At 70.3% G+C, this 14,935-nt stretch carries 17 protein-coding genes and 1 pseudogene; 10 read left to right on the top strand and 8 right to left on the bottom strand.

Annotation, left to right across the window (positions count from 1 at the left end; genetic code table 11):
• Nucleotides 1-140: 140 nt before the first annotated feature.
• Nucleotides 141-323: a hypothetical protein gene (locus tag I6A81_RS41835; RefSeq protein ID WP_238430620.1), complete on the bottom strand. Its 183-nt coding sequence runs from the start codon at nucleotides 321-323 to the stop codon at nucleotides 141-143.
• A gap of 249 nt (nucleotides 324-572) precedes the next feature.
• On the opposite strand from I6A81_RS41835, the gene I6A81_RS41830 reads away from it, so the two are divergent.
• From I6A81_RS41830 to I6A81_RS41820, 4 genes are all read left to right on the top strand, one after another.
• Nucleotides 573-881, top strand: a complete 309-nt coding sequence (locus tag I6A81_RS41830) for a VOC family protein (RefSeq protein ID WP_203006549.1) — start codon at nucleotides 573-575, stop codon at nucleotides 879-881.
• 175 nt (nucleotides 882-1,056) lie between these two features.
• The gene (locus I6A81_RS46050; RefSeq protein ID WP_323132742.1) at nucleotides 1,057-1,281 is read left to right on the top strand and encodes a toll/interleukin-1 receptor domain-containing protein; all 225 of its coding nucleotides are present in this window, start codon (nucleotides 1,057-1,059) and stop codon (nucleotides 1,279-1,281) included.
• Nucleotides 1,282-1,439: 158 nt separating this feature from the next.
• Nucleotides 1,440-2,252, top strand: coding sequence for an aminoglycoside phosphotransferase family protein (locus I6A81_RS41825; RefSeq protein ID WP_238430626.1), 813 nt, complete (start codon nucleotides 1,440-1,442; stop codon nucleotides 2,250-2,252).
• A gap of 454 nt (nucleotides 2,253-2,706) precedes the next feature.
• Entirely contained in the window at nucleotides 2,707-3,108 is a 402-nt protein-coding gene (locus I6A81_RS41820; protein ID WP_307875252.1) for an SgcJ/EcaC family oxidoreductase, read from the top strand.
• A gap of 228 nt (nucleotides 3,109-3,336) precedes the next feature.
• Here I6A81_RS41820 and I6A81_RS41815 read toward each other — a convergent pair whose 3' ends face one another.
• A complete protein-coding gene (locus I6A81_RS41815; RefSeq protein ID WP_203006546.1) occupies nucleotides 3,337-4,101 on the bottom strand; it encodes an ABC transporter permease in 765 nt (254 codons plus the stop codon).
• Entirely contained in the window at nucleotides 4,094-5,110 is a 1,017-nt protein-coding gene (locus tag I6A81_RS41810; RefSeq protein ID WP_238430619.1) for an ATP-binding cassette domain-containing protein, read from the bottom strand. Before I6A81_RS41810 ends, I6A81_RS41815 begins: the two co-directional genes overlap by 8 nt.
• A 142-nt stretch (nucleotides 5,111-5,252) precedes the next feature.
• Between I6A81_RS41810 and I6A81_RS41805 the strand changes: the two genes are divergently transcribed.
• On the top strand, nucleotides 5,253-5,810 hold the full coding sequence (locus I6A81_RS41805) for a TetR/AcrR family transcriptional regulator (RefSeq protein ID WP_203010529.1): 558 nt from the start codon (nucleotides 5,253-5,255) through the stop codon (nucleotides 5,808-5,810).
• A gap of 34 nt (nucleotides 5,811-5,844) precedes the next feature.
• A complete protein-coding gene (locus tag I6A81_RS41800; RefSeq protein ID WP_203006544.1) occupies nucleotides 5,845-6,738 on the top strand; it encodes an NAD(+)/NADH kinase in 894 nt (297 codons plus the stop codon).
• Nucleotides 6,739-6,808: 70 nt separating this feature from the next.
• Here I6A81_RS41800 and I6A81_RS41795 read toward each other — a convergent pair whose 3' ends face one another.
• Nucleotides 6,809-7,669: an SDR family NAD(P)-dependent oxidoreductase gene (locus tag I6A81_RS41795; protein ID WP_203006543.1), complete on the bottom strand. Its 861-nt coding sequence runs from the start codon at nucleotides 7,667-7,669 to the stop codon at nucleotides 6,809-6,811.
• Nucleotides 7,670-7,827: 158 nt separating this feature from the next.
• Between I6A81_RS41795 and I6A81_RS41790 the strand changes: the two genes are divergently transcribed.
• A complete protein-coding gene (locus I6A81_RS41790) occupies nucleotides 7,828-8,493 on the top strand; it encodes a TetR/AcrR family transcriptional regulator (protein WP_203006542.1) in 666 nt (221 codons plus the stop codon).
• 302 nt (nucleotides 8,494-8,795) lie between these two features.
• On the opposite strand, the gene I6A81_RS41785 is transcribed toward I6A81_RS41790, so the two are convergent.
• On the bottom strand, nucleotides 8,796-9,416 hold the full coding sequence (locus I6A81_RS41785; protein WP_203006541.1) for an NAD(P)-dependent oxidoreductase: 621 nt from the start codon (nucleotides 9,414-9,416) through the stop codon (nucleotides 8,796-8,798).
• A 106-nt stretch (nucleotides 9,417-9,522) separates the two neighbouring features.
• On the opposite strand from I6A81_RS41785, the pseudogene I6A81_RS41780 reads away from it, so the two are divergent.
• A pseudogene (locus I6A81_RS41780) lies at nucleotides 9,523-9,894 on the top strand (winged helix-turn-helix transcriptional regulator); the annotation flags it as partial.
• Nucleotides 9,895-10,110: 216 nt separating this feature from the next.
• On the opposite strand, the gene I6A81_RS41775 reads toward I6A81_RS41780, so the two are convergent.
• Nucleotides 10,111-10,473 carry a winged helix-turn-helix transcriptional regulator gene (locus tag I6A81_RS41775; RefSeq protein WP_203006540.1) on the bottom strand — a complete coding sequence of 121 codons (363 nt, stop codon included), beginning with the start codon at nucleotides 10,471-10,473 and terminating at the stop codon, nucleotides 10,111-10,113.
• A gap of 220 nt (nucleotides 10,474-10,693) precedes the next feature.
• Here I6A81_RS41775 and I6A81_RS41770 point away from each other — a divergent pair, with 220 nt between their 5' ends.
• Entirely contained in the window at nucleotides 10,694-11,785 is a 1,092-nt protein-coding gene (locus I6A81_RS41770; protein WP_203006539.1) for an LLM class flavin-dependent oxidoreductase, read from the top strand.
• On the opposite strand, the gene I6A81_RS41765 is transcribed toward I6A81_RS41770, so the two are convergent.
• Both I6A81_RS41765 and I6A81_RS41760 read right to left on the bottom strand, forming a co-directional pair.
• Nucleotides 11,752-12,927 carry an NADH:flavin oxidoreductase gene (locus I6A81_RS41765; protein ID WP_203006538.1) on the bottom strand — a complete coding sequence of 392 codons (1,176 nt, stop codon included), beginning with the start codon at nucleotides 12,925-12,927 and terminating at the stop codon, nucleotides 11,752-11,754. The two genes, I6A81_RS41770 and I6A81_RS41765, sit on opposite strands and share 34 nt — an antisense overlap.
• Nucleotides 12,928-12,990: 63 nt before the next feature.
• Complete coding sequence (locus tag I6A81_RS41760; protein WP_203006537.1) at nucleotides 12,991-13,764, bottom strand: SDR family NAD(P)-dependent oxidoreductase; 774 nt, start codon at nucleotides 13,762-13,764, stop codon at nucleotides 12,991-12,993.
• 420 nt (nucleotides 13,765-14,184) lie between these two features.
• Here I6A81_RS41760 and I6A81_RS41755 point away from each other — a divergent pair.
• On the top strand, nucleotides 14,185-14,935 hold a 751-nt coding region (locus I6A81_RS41755), incomplete at its 3' end, for a thioesterase II family protein (protein ID WP_203010528.1).

Below are 14,935 nucleotides of genomic sequence, written 5' to 3'. Positions count from 1 at the left end.
CCCCTCTCCCGAAGCGGCACGGCAGCAGGCCCTCAACGATGCTGGCCAACCTCGGCCACATCTGGCGTTCCGACGCTGGCCGACAACCGCGATTCGCCTGTGGGATTCCAGAACTCGGCCACCGGCGTCGAGCTGGGCTTCTATACGGCTCGTTCGAGTTCGTTGATCAGGTCGCCGTGGACTGGTCGGCACTTGATCAGTTCCTTGCTCGGGTCGGCGACCGGGTGGCCGGGCGCGGTGGCCGAGGATCGTGGCCGCGGTGGGTCGTCGTCCGCTGCCGTGGCTCGCATACTCGGCCAGGTCGGCTCGTGGGTGTCGGTCACCGAAGATCGGCTCCCGGGTGGTGACGTCTGTTCGGATCGCGTGGACGAACCGTTGTGCGTAGGCGTTCGCCCTGGGCTCGGGCGGGATCGTGGCCGCGGTCGCCCTGCTCCGGCAGCCCGTCGGCGTCCTGACCGCCAGTTCGTCGACGCCGCCGCGGGACGACGAGTCCGGTCCCGCCGCCGGGGGCGGAGTCCTGATATCCCACAGGTTTGGGCGGCGGGACCTCGTAGAGGAAATATCATGGGCGAATGGTGGCTGCGCAGATCACTCTTATCGTTCTCTACTGTTCTGACCTGTCCGCCTGTCGCGACTTCTACCGAAGCCTGGGACTCGCATTCGAGCGGGAGCGTCATGGTTCCGGCCTGGAACATTATGCCGCCACCTTGAGCGGGGGTGCGGTTCTCGAACTGTATCCCGCGGGCAGTCGAGGTGAGACCGGCAGGATCCGCCTGGGCCTCACCGCAAGCCAGGGCGAGATGGGTATCTTTCTCGAGCCAGGAGACCACATTCTGCGCGACCCCGAAGGACGCGTCGTTGATATCCACGTCACGTCCTGACAGGCTTGTCGTGGCCCGGAGGCAAGGTTACCTGGCAGGTAACCACCACTGGCCGGTCGGCCATCCCGGACGGGATGGCCGAGAAGCGGAGAACGACACGGATTAGGCGGCGCCCGCGACTGCCCACCAGCGTCGCGGGTCGTGTAAAGGAGCGCCACGAGACGCGGCGTCGACGGTGACGGCAGAGGTGGCGCCGGCCGGTGCACGCCGTTTAGGGGTGTCGGTGGGAAGATCAGGCTGTGGGGGGCTTGGGGCGGTACCGCGAGCGGAGCGGTGGGACTTCTTCGTCTCCTTCACGGGTGCCGACCGCGCGTGGGCCGAGTGGGTGGCCTGGCAGTGGGAAGACGCCGGCTACCGCGTCCTGATCCGCGGCAAGCCAGTCCGACGCTGGACAGTTTGAGACCGGGCCAACGCGGAGAGTTAAAACCTCGCAAGATTCAGGGCACGCGCTGAGCGGACGACGTCTTCAAGAGGCCGATGATTGACAGGACGTCGTATCGACGACACCCCGCGAAGCGGCGGCCTCTGTAGGCGCTGGCCGGTTGTCTGGTGTGGAAAATGGCGTTGCGTCGTCGGAGTCGCCCGGTAGCGTCGCTGGGCATGGTGGACTACCAGGTGCTCCAGGACGATCCGCATCGCCGGGTGGTCCGCATTGGTGACACTGTCCGGCGTCCCGTGCATCCATGGTCCGCGAGTGTCCACGAACTCCTGCGGTACCTCAGGGAGATCGGCTTTCTGTATGCTCCTCGGCTGCTCGGCATCGATGACGAGGGCCGGGAGGTTCTCAGCTACATCGGTGGGGAGTCCGGTGGTAGGGCCTGGGCCAAGGTCGCCGAGAATGAAGGCCTGGTGGCGATGGCCCGCCTCCTGCGCGGCTACCACGAGGCGGTGCGTGGGTTTAGTCCGGTTGCCGAGGCGGGGTGGGCGGCCCGCACGGGCGCTGTCAACACGGGCGAATTGGTCTGCCACGGTGACTTCGGGCCGTGGAATCTGGTGTGGCGCGGCTACCGGCCTGTGGGGATCCTGGACTGGGACTACGCCTGGCCGGCGCGCCCGATCCACGATGTCGCCTACGCGCTGGAGTACGTCGCGCCGTTTCGCGACGACGGCACATGCCTGCGGTGGCTGGGATATTCGGCACCGCCGGACCGGCGACGCAGATTGGAGGTGTTCGCCGAGGCATACGGCCTCAGTTCGACCGTCGGCCTGGTCGATGAGGTCGTCGCGCAGCAGAGGGCGGTCTGGCAGCGGGCCCGCCTGCTCGCGGCGCAGGGGCGACAGCCGCAGGTCGCGTGGCGGGAGAGCGGAGTTCTCGATGCCGCGGCGGAACGGATCCGCTGGAGTCGCGCGAACCGGCATCTGTTCGAGTGACCTTCGCAGACCGCGGTGCCTGTCGGTAGCGCTCGGGCCATGGGACGCATTCCCCTGTGTCTCGGATCGCGGTAGATGGGACCAGGCGGGTTGCCGCTGAGGTCGCGGTAGATTCCGGACGCTCACTCCGTTGGCCTTCACGCTTGACGCGTCTTGGCATGTGTCTCCGGGGCGGTACCGATCGTGGCGGTCCACGCCGTTCTCACCGCCCGCCCCGGTCGCGGCCTCAGGCGCCCGTGATCGCGCCTAGGGCCTCCTCGTGTGGCCATACGTCCGCGAGAACACGCGCGAGCACCGGATCGGAGCTCGCCGAGCAGTACGGAGTCTCGTGCGGCGCGGCCGTGCCGCCACCCGTGATCGACACTGGCGCTGGCGGATCCCGCCTGAGGGTTGACCTCAACCGCACGTGAGGTTCTTCGCTGGGGCAATGTCAGATTTTCGGCAGGATGCCAGCGTGGCGGACGATCCATCGGCTCTGATCGACGCATACGAACGTGCGTTCAACGGGAACGACGCGCGGATGATGAATGATCTGTTCGCCCCAGAACCAGTCTTCGTCAATTTCGGGGGACAGCTCGTGAGGGGCAAAAGCGACCTCTACCGAGCCCAGGAGCTCGTGTTCGGACCCGGCGGCCCTCTTGAGCACGTGCGGGTGCGATACGTCATGCTCAGCACGATCTTCCTGGCCGCGGACGTGGCCGTGGTCCACGCCCGGCAACGCTCACTCGCTCCGGACGGCACCATCGTTGATCATGAAGATGATCCGCTAGAGGCGGTGTTCACCGTCGTCCTCGTCAGGAATGACGGGCACTGGCGCATCAAGGTCGGACAAAATACCCCCGTGGCCCGGACGTAGAGGTCCGACCGGCAAGTAGACCGTGGTAGCGCGGACCTGGATCTCGTTTCGAAGTGATCTGTGGAGTTTCAGTTGGCAGATGATCGAGCAGGTCAGGATCAGGAAGGCCCGATGAAGGTTGCGGGCTGGTTGTCGAGTTCTCGAAGGACGGCCAACGTTGTCGCTAGTTTGGCCTCGGTGTACCGCTGTGCGAGGTGGTTGGCCCAGCGGGCCCGCGGTCGCGTCGGGTCAGATGCCGCGTTTCATCGCGCGGGTCGACAGGGTGAGCCCGATGACGGCGATCGCCGTGGCGGCGAGGAGACCGTGGAGCACGGTGGCCTCGAGGAGGTTGCCGGTGAAGAGAGCGCGGGCCGCGTCGACGACGTAGGTGATGGGGTTGATCGCGGCGATCGTGCCGAGCCAACCGGGTCCGGCGTCGATGGGCAAGAGGATCCCGGAGAGCAGCATGATCGGAAAGATCAGCATCTGGGTGACGATCCAGAACAGGTTGCCGCTGGGGCGCGAGGCGATGGCCAGCACGTAGGACAGCGCGCTGAGCCCGACGGCCATGACGATCAGCAGCCCCATGGTGGCCAGGGCGCCGGGCAGGTGGAGTTCCATGCCCAGGGGGACCGCGACCGCGGTGATGAGAATCGCCTGGACGAACAGGGTGACGGTGTCCTTGCCGGTGCGCCCGAAGATGATCGAGGTGCGACTGATGGGCGTGACGAGGAGGCGTTCCAGCTGTCCGCCGTTGAGCTCGCTGAGCATGCTGTGACCGGCCGACAGCGGTCCCATGAGGCACATCATGACGAGGATGCCGGGGACGAACCATTGCCAGACGTCGCCGGTTCCGGCGCCGAGGTTCGCGTCGGCCCCGACGAGCATGGAGCCGAACAGGACGAGGAACAGCAGTGGCTGTCCCATGGTGAAGAACATGCTGACCGGGGAACGAAGCTCCGGGGTGATTTCGCGGAAGAAGATCGTGGCGGTGTCGCGGAGGCGGTCAGGCATGCGTGGCCCCGATCGGCTGGTCGGCGGTGGTCTCGTGGGCGTCGCCGGATTCTTCGAGCCTGCGTCCGGTGAGGTTGATGAAGACGTCGTCGAGGGACGGGCGGCGTACGCCGGCGCGGGTGACCGTGATCGAGTCCTGGTCGAGTAGCCGCAGATAGCCGGGCAGGGCGGCGTCCGCTGCGGCGATCCGCGCGTGCACCGTCGACCCGTCGATGGCGATCTCGGATATGCCGGTCATCCGGCCGGCGAGGCCGGCCGCGGCGCGGGCGGCGCCGGCATCGGAGGTGGTGACCCGCATCCAGTCTCCGGCCAGGTCCGCTTTGAGCGCGTCCGCGGTGCCGTTGGCGATGACCTCGCCGCGGTCGACGATGACGATCCGCTCGGCCATCTGGTCGGCCTCGTCGAGGTAGTGGGTGGTCAGCAGGATCGTGATGCCGTACTCGCGTCGGAGCAGCTGAATCTGTTCCCACAGGCCGGCGCGGCTACGGGGATCGAGGCCGGCGGAGGGCTCGTCGAGGAACAACACCCTGGGGCTGTGGACCAGGCCGAGCGCGATGTCCACGCGTCGCCGCTGACCGCCCGAGAGGGTGCCAGGGGTGCGGGCGGCCAGGCCGCTGATGCCCAGGCTCTCCAGCACCTCGTCGGCCCGCCGCCGCGCATCGCGGGCTCTGAGGCCGTAGCAGCGGCCCTGGGTGACGAGTTCGTCGCGGATGCGGTGGTTCTCTCCGGAGGAGTTCTTCTGGCCCACGTAGCCGATCGCCTCCCGGACCCGCCGGGGTTCGCGTGCCGCCTCGAACCCCGCGATGTGAACGCTGCCCGCCGTGGGCGGCAGCAGCGTGGTCAGCATCCGCAGTGTGGTGGACTTGCCGGCGCCGTTCGGCCCGAGCAGCGCCACCAGCTCACCGGCGGCGACGTCGAAGCTGACGTCGCGTACCGCCTCGATCGTCTTCCTGCCCGCCTTGAAGGTTCGCCGCAGGCTCTCAGCTCGGATCATCTGCTCCGCACTCATGATCTGGACTGTAAGCATCCAAAATGGAACTGTAAACATCCACATGTGAGCGTGGTGACTCCTCTACGGGAGTTGCTGATACCGTCGGGGGGTGGATGCGAAGCCGACATCCAGCGCCAGGAGCCGGACGGAACGGGCCATCGTGACCGCCGCGGTGGGCGTCTGGGTGCGCGACCGGACGGCGACGTTGCCGCAGATCGCCGAGGCCGCCCAGGTCGGCCGCACGACCCTGCACCGCTACTTCCCCGAGCGTGACGGGCTGCTGCGAGCCGCCGTCGAGCACGCCCTGGAAGCCGTCGGGCGTGCCATCGCCGAGGCGGAACCCGACAGGGGCCACCCGCTGGAGGCCATGCGGCGCGTGGTCGCGGCCCTGGCCTCGGTCAGCGAGGCGATCATGTTCGTCTTCGGTGACCAGGCCCTGATGCGCGACGTCGTCCCCACCGCGGATCCCGACCCGCCGACACCGCGCGACCCGGTGATCGACCTCATCCGTCGCGGGCAGGCCGAGGGTGTGTTCGACGACCAGCTCTCCGCCGAGTGGCTGCAACAGGTCCTGTGGGCGGTGTCCTACACCGCCTTCGAGCAGGTCGAGCTGGGTGCCCTCGCGAAGTTCGACGTCGCCGCGACCGTCAGTCGAACCCTGGAGCAGGGCATAACGACCAGGGCCGGCTGCGGCGCCGATCCGGAAGCGCGGTCATGACTGGCGGGATCGACACCGGAGCGGAGCCTCACGGATGCAGACGGTAGGAATCGTGCTGCACCCGCTTCGCGACTCGGCCGAGGCCGTGACCGCCATCCTCGACTGGGCCAATGCCCGTGGTGCCCAGGTGCTTGGCATCGGCGATGAGATCGGGCGGCTGCGGTGCGCGGCCCAGCCGGTGCCCGCGCAGGAGCTGGGCCGTCGCAGCGACCTGATCGTGAGCCTGGGTGGTGACGGCACGATGCTGCGGGCGATGCGGCTGGCCGACGGCGGGCAGGCGCCCGTGCTCGGCGTCAACCTCGGCAAGCTGGGCTTCCTGGCCGAGGTCGACGTTCCCGACCTGCCCGACGCCCTGGGGGCGATCGACCAGCGGCGGTACACGGTCGAACCCCGGCTCGCGGTCGACGCCGACGTGCACGGCGAGACGGTCAGCGCGTTCAACGACATCGCGGTCGTGCGGGTACCCGGCCACGGCAGGGCCGCGATCTCGCTGCGGGTCGGTGACCGGCCGTTCGTCAGCTACGGCGCCGACGCGGTGGTCGTCGCCACGCCGACCGGGTCGACCGCGTACAGCTTCTCCGCCGGGGGGCCGATCGTCAGCCCCTCGGTCGAGGCGCTTCTCGTCACCCCGGCGGCTCCGCACTCGGCGTTCAACCGCGGGCTCGTGCTGTCGGTGCACGACGCCCTGGCTCTGGACGTCCTGCCGGCGAGCGGTCGGCTCGCGGTCGAGGTCGACGGCCGGGTTTCCGGCTACGTCGAGCCCGGTGCCAGCGTCGTCATGCGTGCGCGGCCAGCCGCGGCCCACGTCGTCCGCCTCGGCCGGACGACGTTCTACGAGCGTGCGCAGCGCAAGTTGCGGCTGGTGGGGTCAGCCGAGGTCGAGGCGCCGCCGGCCGGGCCACGCCACGGCCGCGCGACCCCGCCCTGACCTCGACCCCGCCCTGACCTCGTGTGGCGGCCGACGAATCCAGGTCGGTCCACCACAGGCGGACACCGGTTCAGGTGGTGACCGCGGGCCGGTCGCCCAGGTCGAGCCCGAGCTCCGCGAGTTCACGTTCGGCCCAGAACAGGCGGCCGGTGTACTCCATGGGGTCGGCGCACGAGGCGAAGTAGGTCAGCATGCGGGCGGGGACGGCCATCGGGACGGCGACGCTGTCGTCGAGGCCGGCTTCGCGGACGCGGATGGCGACGAGCTCGGTGGCCACCAGGCCGGGGTGCAGGCCGATCACGGCGATGCGCCGGCGCGCGAGCTCGGGGGCGAGGACGTTGCCGAGCCGGTCGAGCGCTCGCTTGCTGGAGTAGTAGCCGGGCACGGCGAGGCTGAACTCGCCGATGTTCTCGAGCTTGGGGAGCTCCTCGGGCTGGCGGAAGACCTCGCCGCTGCCGGTGCTCAGGTTGAGGATGCGCCCGCCGCCGCGGCTTTCCATGATCGGCGTCACTAACTGCATGAGCGTGAAGGGCGCGTGGACGTTGACCGCGAACTGGTACAGCCAGTCGTCGCGCGTCAGCTCCAGGAATCGCTTGGACCAGATCTCGCCGGCGGTGGCCGCCGCGTTGTTGACGAGCACGTCGACGCCGCCGAACCGCTCGACGGCGGCGTCGACCAGGCGTCCCAGGTCCGCCTCGTCGGCGAGATCGGTCTGCACGGCGATCGCGCTGGCTCCCAGGTTCTCCAGGTCCCTCAGCGTCTCGTTCAGGGTGCCGGGCAGGCTCCTGTCCGGCTCGACCGTCCGCGCGGCCAGGACCAGGTTCGCGCCGCGGCGGGCGAACGCCTGGGCCGCCTGCCGGCCGACCCCCCGACTGGCCCCCGTGATGATCACGACCTTGCCGGTCAGGTCCAGTTCGTCCTGTCGCCGCATGATCAGACCTCCGCGCTCCATTTGACCAGTGTTCAAATGGAGGCTAGCACGGCCCCCTGTCCGCGTGACCGAAGCGGCCGGACGGGGCCGCGTGACGCCGCCCCGCCGGTCGCCCGACCCGCCGGGCAAGATCGGGACGGTCGCGGTCCGCGCTGCGTATGATTTCCCTGGTGGAACCCGGCCGAACGCCCAGCCCGCACCGCCAACGGGCGACACTTGTCAACACGAGGTCGCGGGAGAGCCGGCTGGCGCTCATTCGCGCCGCCCTTCGCCTCTGGGGCCAAGGCGACTTCAATGAGGCGTACGAGGCGAGCACCGTGACCGATATCGCTCAGGCCGCCGGGGTCAGCAGGGGAACCTTCTATTTCCATTTCGCCAACAAAGAGGCGATCCTCCTCGAGATGAGCTCGGCGACGATCCAGGCGATGATCGACCAGGTGGAGGAAAGCACCGGGAAAGGCGTCCCGCTGCGCCCGTTGAGCGAGCAGGTGATGGCCTCGATGGCTCGGCGCGTTGTTCGCGCGCCCAAAGGGGCCGCGTTGCGGGCGGGCTCCCTTGGCTTCACGGGACGGGCGGACGACGGCACCCTGGCGAACCCTCGGCTGAGCGTCGCCTTCGACGCCCTCATCCGTTACGGCAAGGAACGCGGCGAGCTGAGCGCGCGGATCGACGTGGAAGAGGTCGCCGCGATGCTGACCGCCGTGACAATGGAAGCGATCATCCGCTGGGGGGCGGGAGACCGCTCCGCGTCCTGGTTGAGCCAGACGCTTCAGGAACGGGTGGCCATCATCCTGCGCGGCATCAGCCATCCGGATGACGGCTAAAAATCCTCAAGGCCCGGGGTCGAGGACCTGGAGCTATCGGTGTCGCTTTCTCCTTGATCGAGCCCTCGGCCTGTCCACAGTGCCGGTTCCGCCACGGCTCGCCCTGTCCCGGCGCCGGACATGATCGCCGTTTCTGCCCTCCGGGGGTCGTGATCTGGCCCTGTTCACGACCTCCGGAGGGCACTATCGGCGATCATGTGTAGCAGGCCAACGTTGGCAGCCGCGGCACGAGGACAGATCGGCGAGAAGGCGGCCCGGTGTGTTGCCCGTTCCTGGCGAGCGCCCGTCTCGCTGGACGACGCCTACTGGACGCTGACGGTGGCGCGGTGGTGGCGCGGCTGTTCGATCTCGTCGAGCAGCGCGATCGCGAAGTCCGCGTACCCGATCCGGCTGGCCGGGTCGCCGTGTTCGGCGACCTTGTACTGGCCGGTGCGCGCCCCGTCGTGGTCGAAGTCCCCGGCGGGAGCGACGTAGGCCCAGTCGAGCTCGCAGGTGCGCAGCACGTCGAGGCCCGCCGCGTGGCCGAGGGAGAAGGAACGGTACTCGTTCGGATAGCCGGGCTCGTCCATCAACGGAGCGCCGGATGCCCCCGGCAGGACCGAGGAGAGGCCGACGACCACCAGACGGCGCACGCCAGCCTTGCCGAGCCCGGTGATCAGGGCGCGGGACGAGGCGGTGAAGAAATCGTGCGCCGGTGTGGACAGGTCGGCCGCCGCGCTGATCACCGCGTCCTGCCCGGCCGCCGCGCGCTCGACACTCACCGCGTCCATCACGTCACCCGCGACCACCTGGACGTCGGACGGCAGGTCGCCATGGCGGGCGGGGTCGCGCACCACGGCGGTCACCTCGTGGCCGCGGCGACGTGCCTCGGCGAGTACCTGCCGCCCCGCCCGTCCGCCCGCGCCGAACACCACGATGTTCACGGCAACCCCTCTCCCGGAGCCGGTGCCCACGCACCGGTCGATGCGCGGACGCTATGGGGGAAGGCGGTTACCACGGGGATACCGGCTGGCTGGCTATCGTGAGGCTGTGAGGGAGCCCCTGCGCGCCGACATGTTCGACGAGTTGTGCCCGTCCTCGCTCAGCCCGATCCGCTTCGGCGACAAGTGGGCGGCGCTCGTCCTCCGCTGCCTCGAGGACGGGCCGCGTCGGTTCTCCGAGCTGCGCGTGCCGCTGCGCCGGGTCACGCCCAAGGTCCTCACCCAGTCGCTGCGTTCGCTCGAACGGGACGGCCTGATCACCCGGACCGTTCTCGACGCCCGGGCCACCGCCCACGTCGAGTACGAGCTGACCGCGCTGGGCCGCGGCATGCTGGAGCCGATGGCGGTCGCCTGCGCCTGGGTCGAGAAGCACTGGGAGCAGTTCCTCGACGCTCGCGAGGCGTATGACCGTGCCCTCCGTTTCGAACCCGGCGCGGCGCGGGGAGACCTCGCCAGCCAGGCCGCCTTCGGCGAGCGAGCCGAGGCCCGGGGCGGTGCCGCCACGGGCCAGCAGCCGAGACGGCGTCCCGCTGCTTCCCGACTCGTGGCCGTGATCCCGCGGGACACCGGCCGCCAGAAGTAGGCGGAGGTAGGGCGCGCGCCGCGGCCGCGCTCGAGGCGTCCGGCACCGCGCCTGTCAACGTGTGGACTTGGCGGCCTGATGCGCTGCCCAGTCGACGCTCCACGCGCGGACCGCGTCAAGCACGGGTTCGAGGCGGCGGCCGATGGCGGTGAGGGCGTACCGGACCTCGACCGGCCTGGCCACGGTCACGGCCCGCTCGACCACCTCGGCCTGCTCGAGCTCCTTGAGGCGTTGGGAAAGCATCGCGTCGGTGATCCTCGGGATGCGCTCGCGCAGCTCGCTGAACCGCATCGGGCCGGCGAGCAGCTCCGCCAGGATCACCCCCGTCCAGCGCCGGCCGATCAGTTCGATGGCCGTGTGGAAGTCGGGACCGCTGGCGGCGGCCCGCGTCTCGTCCTGCTCGCCTGTCGCAGCCATGTCGCTGACACCTTACCGTCGTGTAGCAGCTAGTGATCTTGTATTGACTATGAAGTTCATAGCTGGCTATCTTCCTCATAGCTTCGAAGAGGAGGACGCGGATGCGTGCCGTCAGCGAGATCGACATGGGTCAAGGCCGGGTTCCTGAGACGACACGGGAACCGGTGGGCATGCCGGAACCGGAGGCAATGCGGCGGGCGCCGCGCGCGGCGGGTGGCGCGTGAGCCGGGACCTCGACATCGGCGTCACGTCGCTGTCCGACCTGCAACCCGTCACGGCGGACGGCGCGCGCCGCACCCCCCACCAACGCGTCGAACAGATCGTGTCGCTCGCGGTCCTGGCCGACGAGCTCGGGCTGGACCACTTCGGGCTGGGCGAACACCACAACGCGGACTTCGTCGTCTCGTCGCCGGCGGCGGTCCTGTCCGCCATCGCGGCCCGCACCTCCCGGCTGCGGCTGACCAGCTCCGTCACGACGCTCGGCGCTCTCGACCCCGTCCGGGTCTACCAGGACTTCGCCACCCTGGATCTCGTCAGCGGGGGACGGGCGGAGATCATCGTCGGTCGCAGCGCCTACCCCGAGCCGTTCGCGCTGTTCGGGGTCGACATCGCGGACTACGACGAGGCGTTCCGGGAGAAGCTGGACCTCCTGCTGAAGATTCGCGCGGAGCCCGTCGTTACCTGGCGGGGCCGCTACCGCCCGCCCCTGCGCGACGCGGTCGTCATGCCCAGGGCCATCCAGGAGCCCCTGCCGGTGTGGCTCGGTGTCGGCGGAACCCCGGCCAGCGCGGCCAGGGCGGGGCGGCTCGGCCTGCCGATGATCCTGGGCTACATCGGCGGTACCCCGGCGGGGCTGCGCCAGCTCGCCGACGTCTACCGGGAGGCCGGCGCCCGGGCAGGGCATTCCGACAACCTGCGCCTCGGCGTCGCGCTGCACTACTTCGGCACGTCGCGAGCGCGGGACCCGATGTCGCTCTACCCCTACTACCGCGACTTCCTGCGCCCGAAGCGCCCAGGCGCACCCGGCTTCGTCGTCGAACGCGAGCAGTTCGCCCTCGGGCTACGACCCGGGCAGCACCTGATGATCGGAACCCCCGAGCAGGTCGCCGAGAAGCTCGCCGCGCTGTACGAGGCGGTGCGCTTCGACCGCGTCCACGCGCTGATCGACTGGGGCGGCCTGCCCGAGGACGCGGTGCGCGAGTCACTGCACCGCCTCGGCGAGACCGTCGCGCCGGCACTGCGCCGCCACGTCGCGCCGGGCGGCGCCGCCGCTGGCCGTCAGGTCAGGCGGGTCCCGTCGGCCTTGTCGTAGGCGCGGATCCCGGACAGGTCGCGGTCGCGCAGCTTGGTGGGCCAGGCGGGTTCGGAGAGCAGGGCGCGGCCGAGGGCGACCAGGTCGAACTCGCCGCGGTCGAACAGCTCCATCAGCGGCGCCAGGCTCAGCGTCGCCGCCGCGCTCTCGTTGTCGCCAAGGAAGGCCGTCGGCACACCGATCGATCCGATCGCGATGGTGGGCAGGCCGGTGAGGTTCTTCGCCCAGCCGGCGAGGGTGCGCGGGGAGCCTTCGAACGCCGGCAGCCAGTAACGGCGGGTGGAGACATGCAGCGCGGTGGCGCCGGCGTCCACAAGGGGAGTCAGCAGCGCCTCGAGCTGATCCGGGGTCTCGGCGATCCGGGCGTCGTAGTGGCCGCCCTTCCACTGGGAGAACCGGTAGACGACGGGGAAGTCCGGTCCCACCGCGTCACGGACGGCGGCGACCACCTCGGCCGCGAGCCGGGCCCGGTTGGCCGGGCTTCCGCCATAGCCGTCGGCGCGGCGGTTGGTCCGCGGCCAGAAGAACTGATCCAGCAGATAGCCATGCGCCCCGTGCAGCTCGACGCCGTCGAACCCGACTCGGCGGGCGTCGGCCGCCGCGCGAGCGAAGGAGGCGACCACCGCGTCGATCTCCTTGGTGCTCGGCTCGTCGCCGATCACCGTTCCGTCGGCGCGGAGACCGGACGGCGAGAACACCGCCGCCTCGGGACGCGGCGGAGCACCCGCCACGCGATGGGCACCGAGATGCCACAGCTGCGGGACGATCCGTCCGCCTACCGCGTGCACGGCGTCGACGACCCGGCGCCAACCCGCCAGCGCGTCTTCGCCGTGGAACCGCGGAACCCGATCGCTGGACCCGGCCGCCGGATGATCCACATACGTGCCCTCGGTCACGACCAGGCCGACGTGCGCGGCCCGCCGCGCGTAGTAACCGGCGACGTCCGCGCCCGGGACCCCGTTTGGGGAGAACTGCCGGGTCATCGGCGCCATCACGAACCGGTTGGCAAGCTCGACGCCGGACAGTGAGAACCCTGTGAACAGCGGCGTCGCGTCGGTCCCGTCCAGCAGGCGCGCGCTGCTCAACGGCGACGCGGCCCCGGCGGCGGGCGAGGACTCGGCGACATTCGAAGACACGGTCACATCGCGTTCAATCCGGTCGGTGCCGCCGATGTTCCGTGCCGCCGATGTTCCGTGGACAGGCCGTCAGTAGTGGATCGGGCCCGGGGTGCCGCCGCCGGCGGCGATCGACTCGCCGGTGACGGCCGCGGCGACGGGGGAGGCGAGAAAAGCGACGACGGCGGCGACCTCGTCGGCCGTGACCACCCGGCCGATGGCGACGCGGCCACCCAGGGCGGCGTACTGCTCGTCGGTCAGCGAGAGCGTGCCGTCGTGCTGGTCGGTCCTGGTGGCGCCCGGGTGGACGGCGTTGACGGTGATGCCGTGCGGGCCGAGCTCGTCGGCGAGGGTCTTGGTCAGCGCGACGATGCCCGCGTTGCGGATCGAGCCGCCGACGAGGCCGACCTGGCGGGCCGCGAGGCCGCCGACGTTGATGATTCGGCCCCACTTCTGCGCCACGAGGTGCGGGATGACCTCCTGCGCTGCGCGGAGGTAGCCGAGCACCTTGACGTTGAAGTCGGCGGCGGCGTCCTCGGTGGTGACGGCCCGGACGCCGCCAGGACCGCCCGGTCCACCGACGCGGGCGGCGTTGTTCACCAGGATGTCGACCCCGCCGAGCTCGCTGACCGTGCGCGCGACGAGGTTCTGGACGGACTCGTCGCTGCCGGTGTCGGTGACGACCGGAACGACGACACCTCCGTCGACCGAGAGCTGGGCCGTGGCCACCTTCAGCTGATCCTCGCCACGCGCCGCGATCACCACCTGGACGCCCTCGGCGAGCAGCGCGGCCGCGATGGCTCGTCCGATGCCGCGGCTTCCTCCGGTCACGATCGCCCGCCGTCCCGCGAGTCCCAGGTCCACGTCTGCTCACCTTCCACTGTCGCGCGGTGCCCACGGCCCGCGCCGGGTCCGCTGCCACGGCGGCCGAGCCCAAAGCATTCTGCACACTACCGGTAGAAAAGATGAGATGGCTGGCGTCGAGGGCTGGAGGATGATCGGACTCGGGGAGCGTGACCGCGGCCTGGTCCGGATCTTGATGCCGTCCGGCCGGCCGGACCGACACTGCCCGGGGAAGGCGCCGCCACGCGACTCGGCGGCCGGGGCCGGCGCGGATATCAGTCCTTTCCAAAGCCGTTCTTAAATCGGCGTGCGGTAAACATCACCCGGTGGGCCGGTCGAGGGCCACGTGAAAGGGCCGGCTGATCCCGGGTATGCCCATAGCATTCTCCTCGTGTTGTTTCGAGCGGATTCGCGAACGCGCATGAGGGTGGTGGCGGGCGGATGACGGGTGACCCGAGCCGTTGGATCAGGCGGTTTCAGCTCGGCCCGGGCGGCGGCTCACGCCTTGTCTGTTTCCCGCACGCGGGCGGCGCGGCGAGCTTCTACGTGCCGTTCGCGCGGGCGCTGGCGGGCGTCGCGGAGGTCGGCGGGGTGCAGTATCCCGGTCGACAGGACCGCCGGGCCGAGCCGCCGGTCACCTCGATCGGCGCGCTCGCGGACCAGATCGCCGCGGTGCTGCACCCGCTGCCGGACCGCCCGACCGCGTTCTTCGGGCACAGCATGGGCGCGGTGGTCGCGTTCGAGGTGATCCGCCGGCTGGAGGCGCGCGGCGGGCCGGTTCCGTTCCTGCTGTTCGCCTCCGGCCGCCGGGCCCCGTCGGCGCGCCCGACAGGGTCGGTGCACCGCGGTGACGACGCGGCGCTGGTCGCGGAGATCACGTCGCTGGGTGGCACCGACCCGCGGGTGCTCGCCGACCCGGAGCTGCGCTCGATCATCCTGCCGCCGACCCGGGCCGACTACCGGGCGATCGAGACCTACCAGGCCGAGCCGGGCGCGACCATCAGCACGCCGGTCACCGCGCTCGTCGGCGACGCCGACCGGGCGGCCACCCCGGTGGAGGCGGCCGGCTGGAAGGACCACACCACCGGCGCGTTCGACCTGCGGGTCTTCCCCGGCGGGCACTTCTATCTGGTGGACCGTCAGGCCGAGGTGGTCGACGCGGTGACGGCCGGGCTGCGCGCGGGCGTCACCG

It is taken from the genome of Frankia nepalensis, from assembly GCF_016786325.1.
GTDB lineage: Bacteria > Actinomycetota > Actinomycetes > Frankiales > Frankiaceae > Pseudofrankia > Pseudofrankia nepalensis.
The sequence above is the reverse complement of the archived record's forward strand: the minus strand, read 5'-3'. Positions and strand labels throughout refer to the sequence as shown.

Bases quoted from the DNA above. Each gene is read 5' to 3' on its own strand.
- I6A81_RS41795 (WP_203006543.1), bottom strand. From the start codon at position 7,669: ATGCGGCGACAGGACGAACTGGACCTGACCGGCAAGGTCGTGATCATC.
- I6A81_RS41800 (WP_203006544.1), top strand. From the start codon at position 5,845: ATGCAGACGGTAGGAATCGTGCTGCACCCGCTTCGCGACTCGGCCGAG.
- I6A81_RS41775 (WP_203006540.1), bottom strand. From the start codon at position 10,473: ATGGCTGCGACAGGCGAGCAGGACGAGACGCGGGCCGCCGCCAGCGGT.
- I6A81_RS41825 (WP_238430626.1), top strand. From the start codon at position 1,440: ATGGCGTTGCGTCGTCGGAGTCGCCCGGTAGCGTCGCTGGGCATGGTG.
- I6A81_RS41810 (WP_238430619.1), bottom strand. From the start codon at position 5,110: ATGAGTGCGGAGCAGATGATCCGAGCTGAGAGCCTGCGGCGAACCTTC.
- I6A81_RS41815 (WP_203006546.1), bottom strand. From the start codon at position 4,101: ATGCCTGACCGCCTCCGCGACACCGCCACGATCTTCTTCCGCGAAATC.
- I6A81_RS41790 (WP_203006542.1), top strand. From the start codon at position 7,828: ATGATTTCCCTGGTGGAACCCGGCCGAACGCCCAGCCCGCACCGCCAA.
- I6A81_RS41830 (WP_203006549.1), top strand. From the start codon at position 573: ATGGTGGCTGCGCAGATCACTCTTATCGTTCTCTACTGTTCTGACCTG.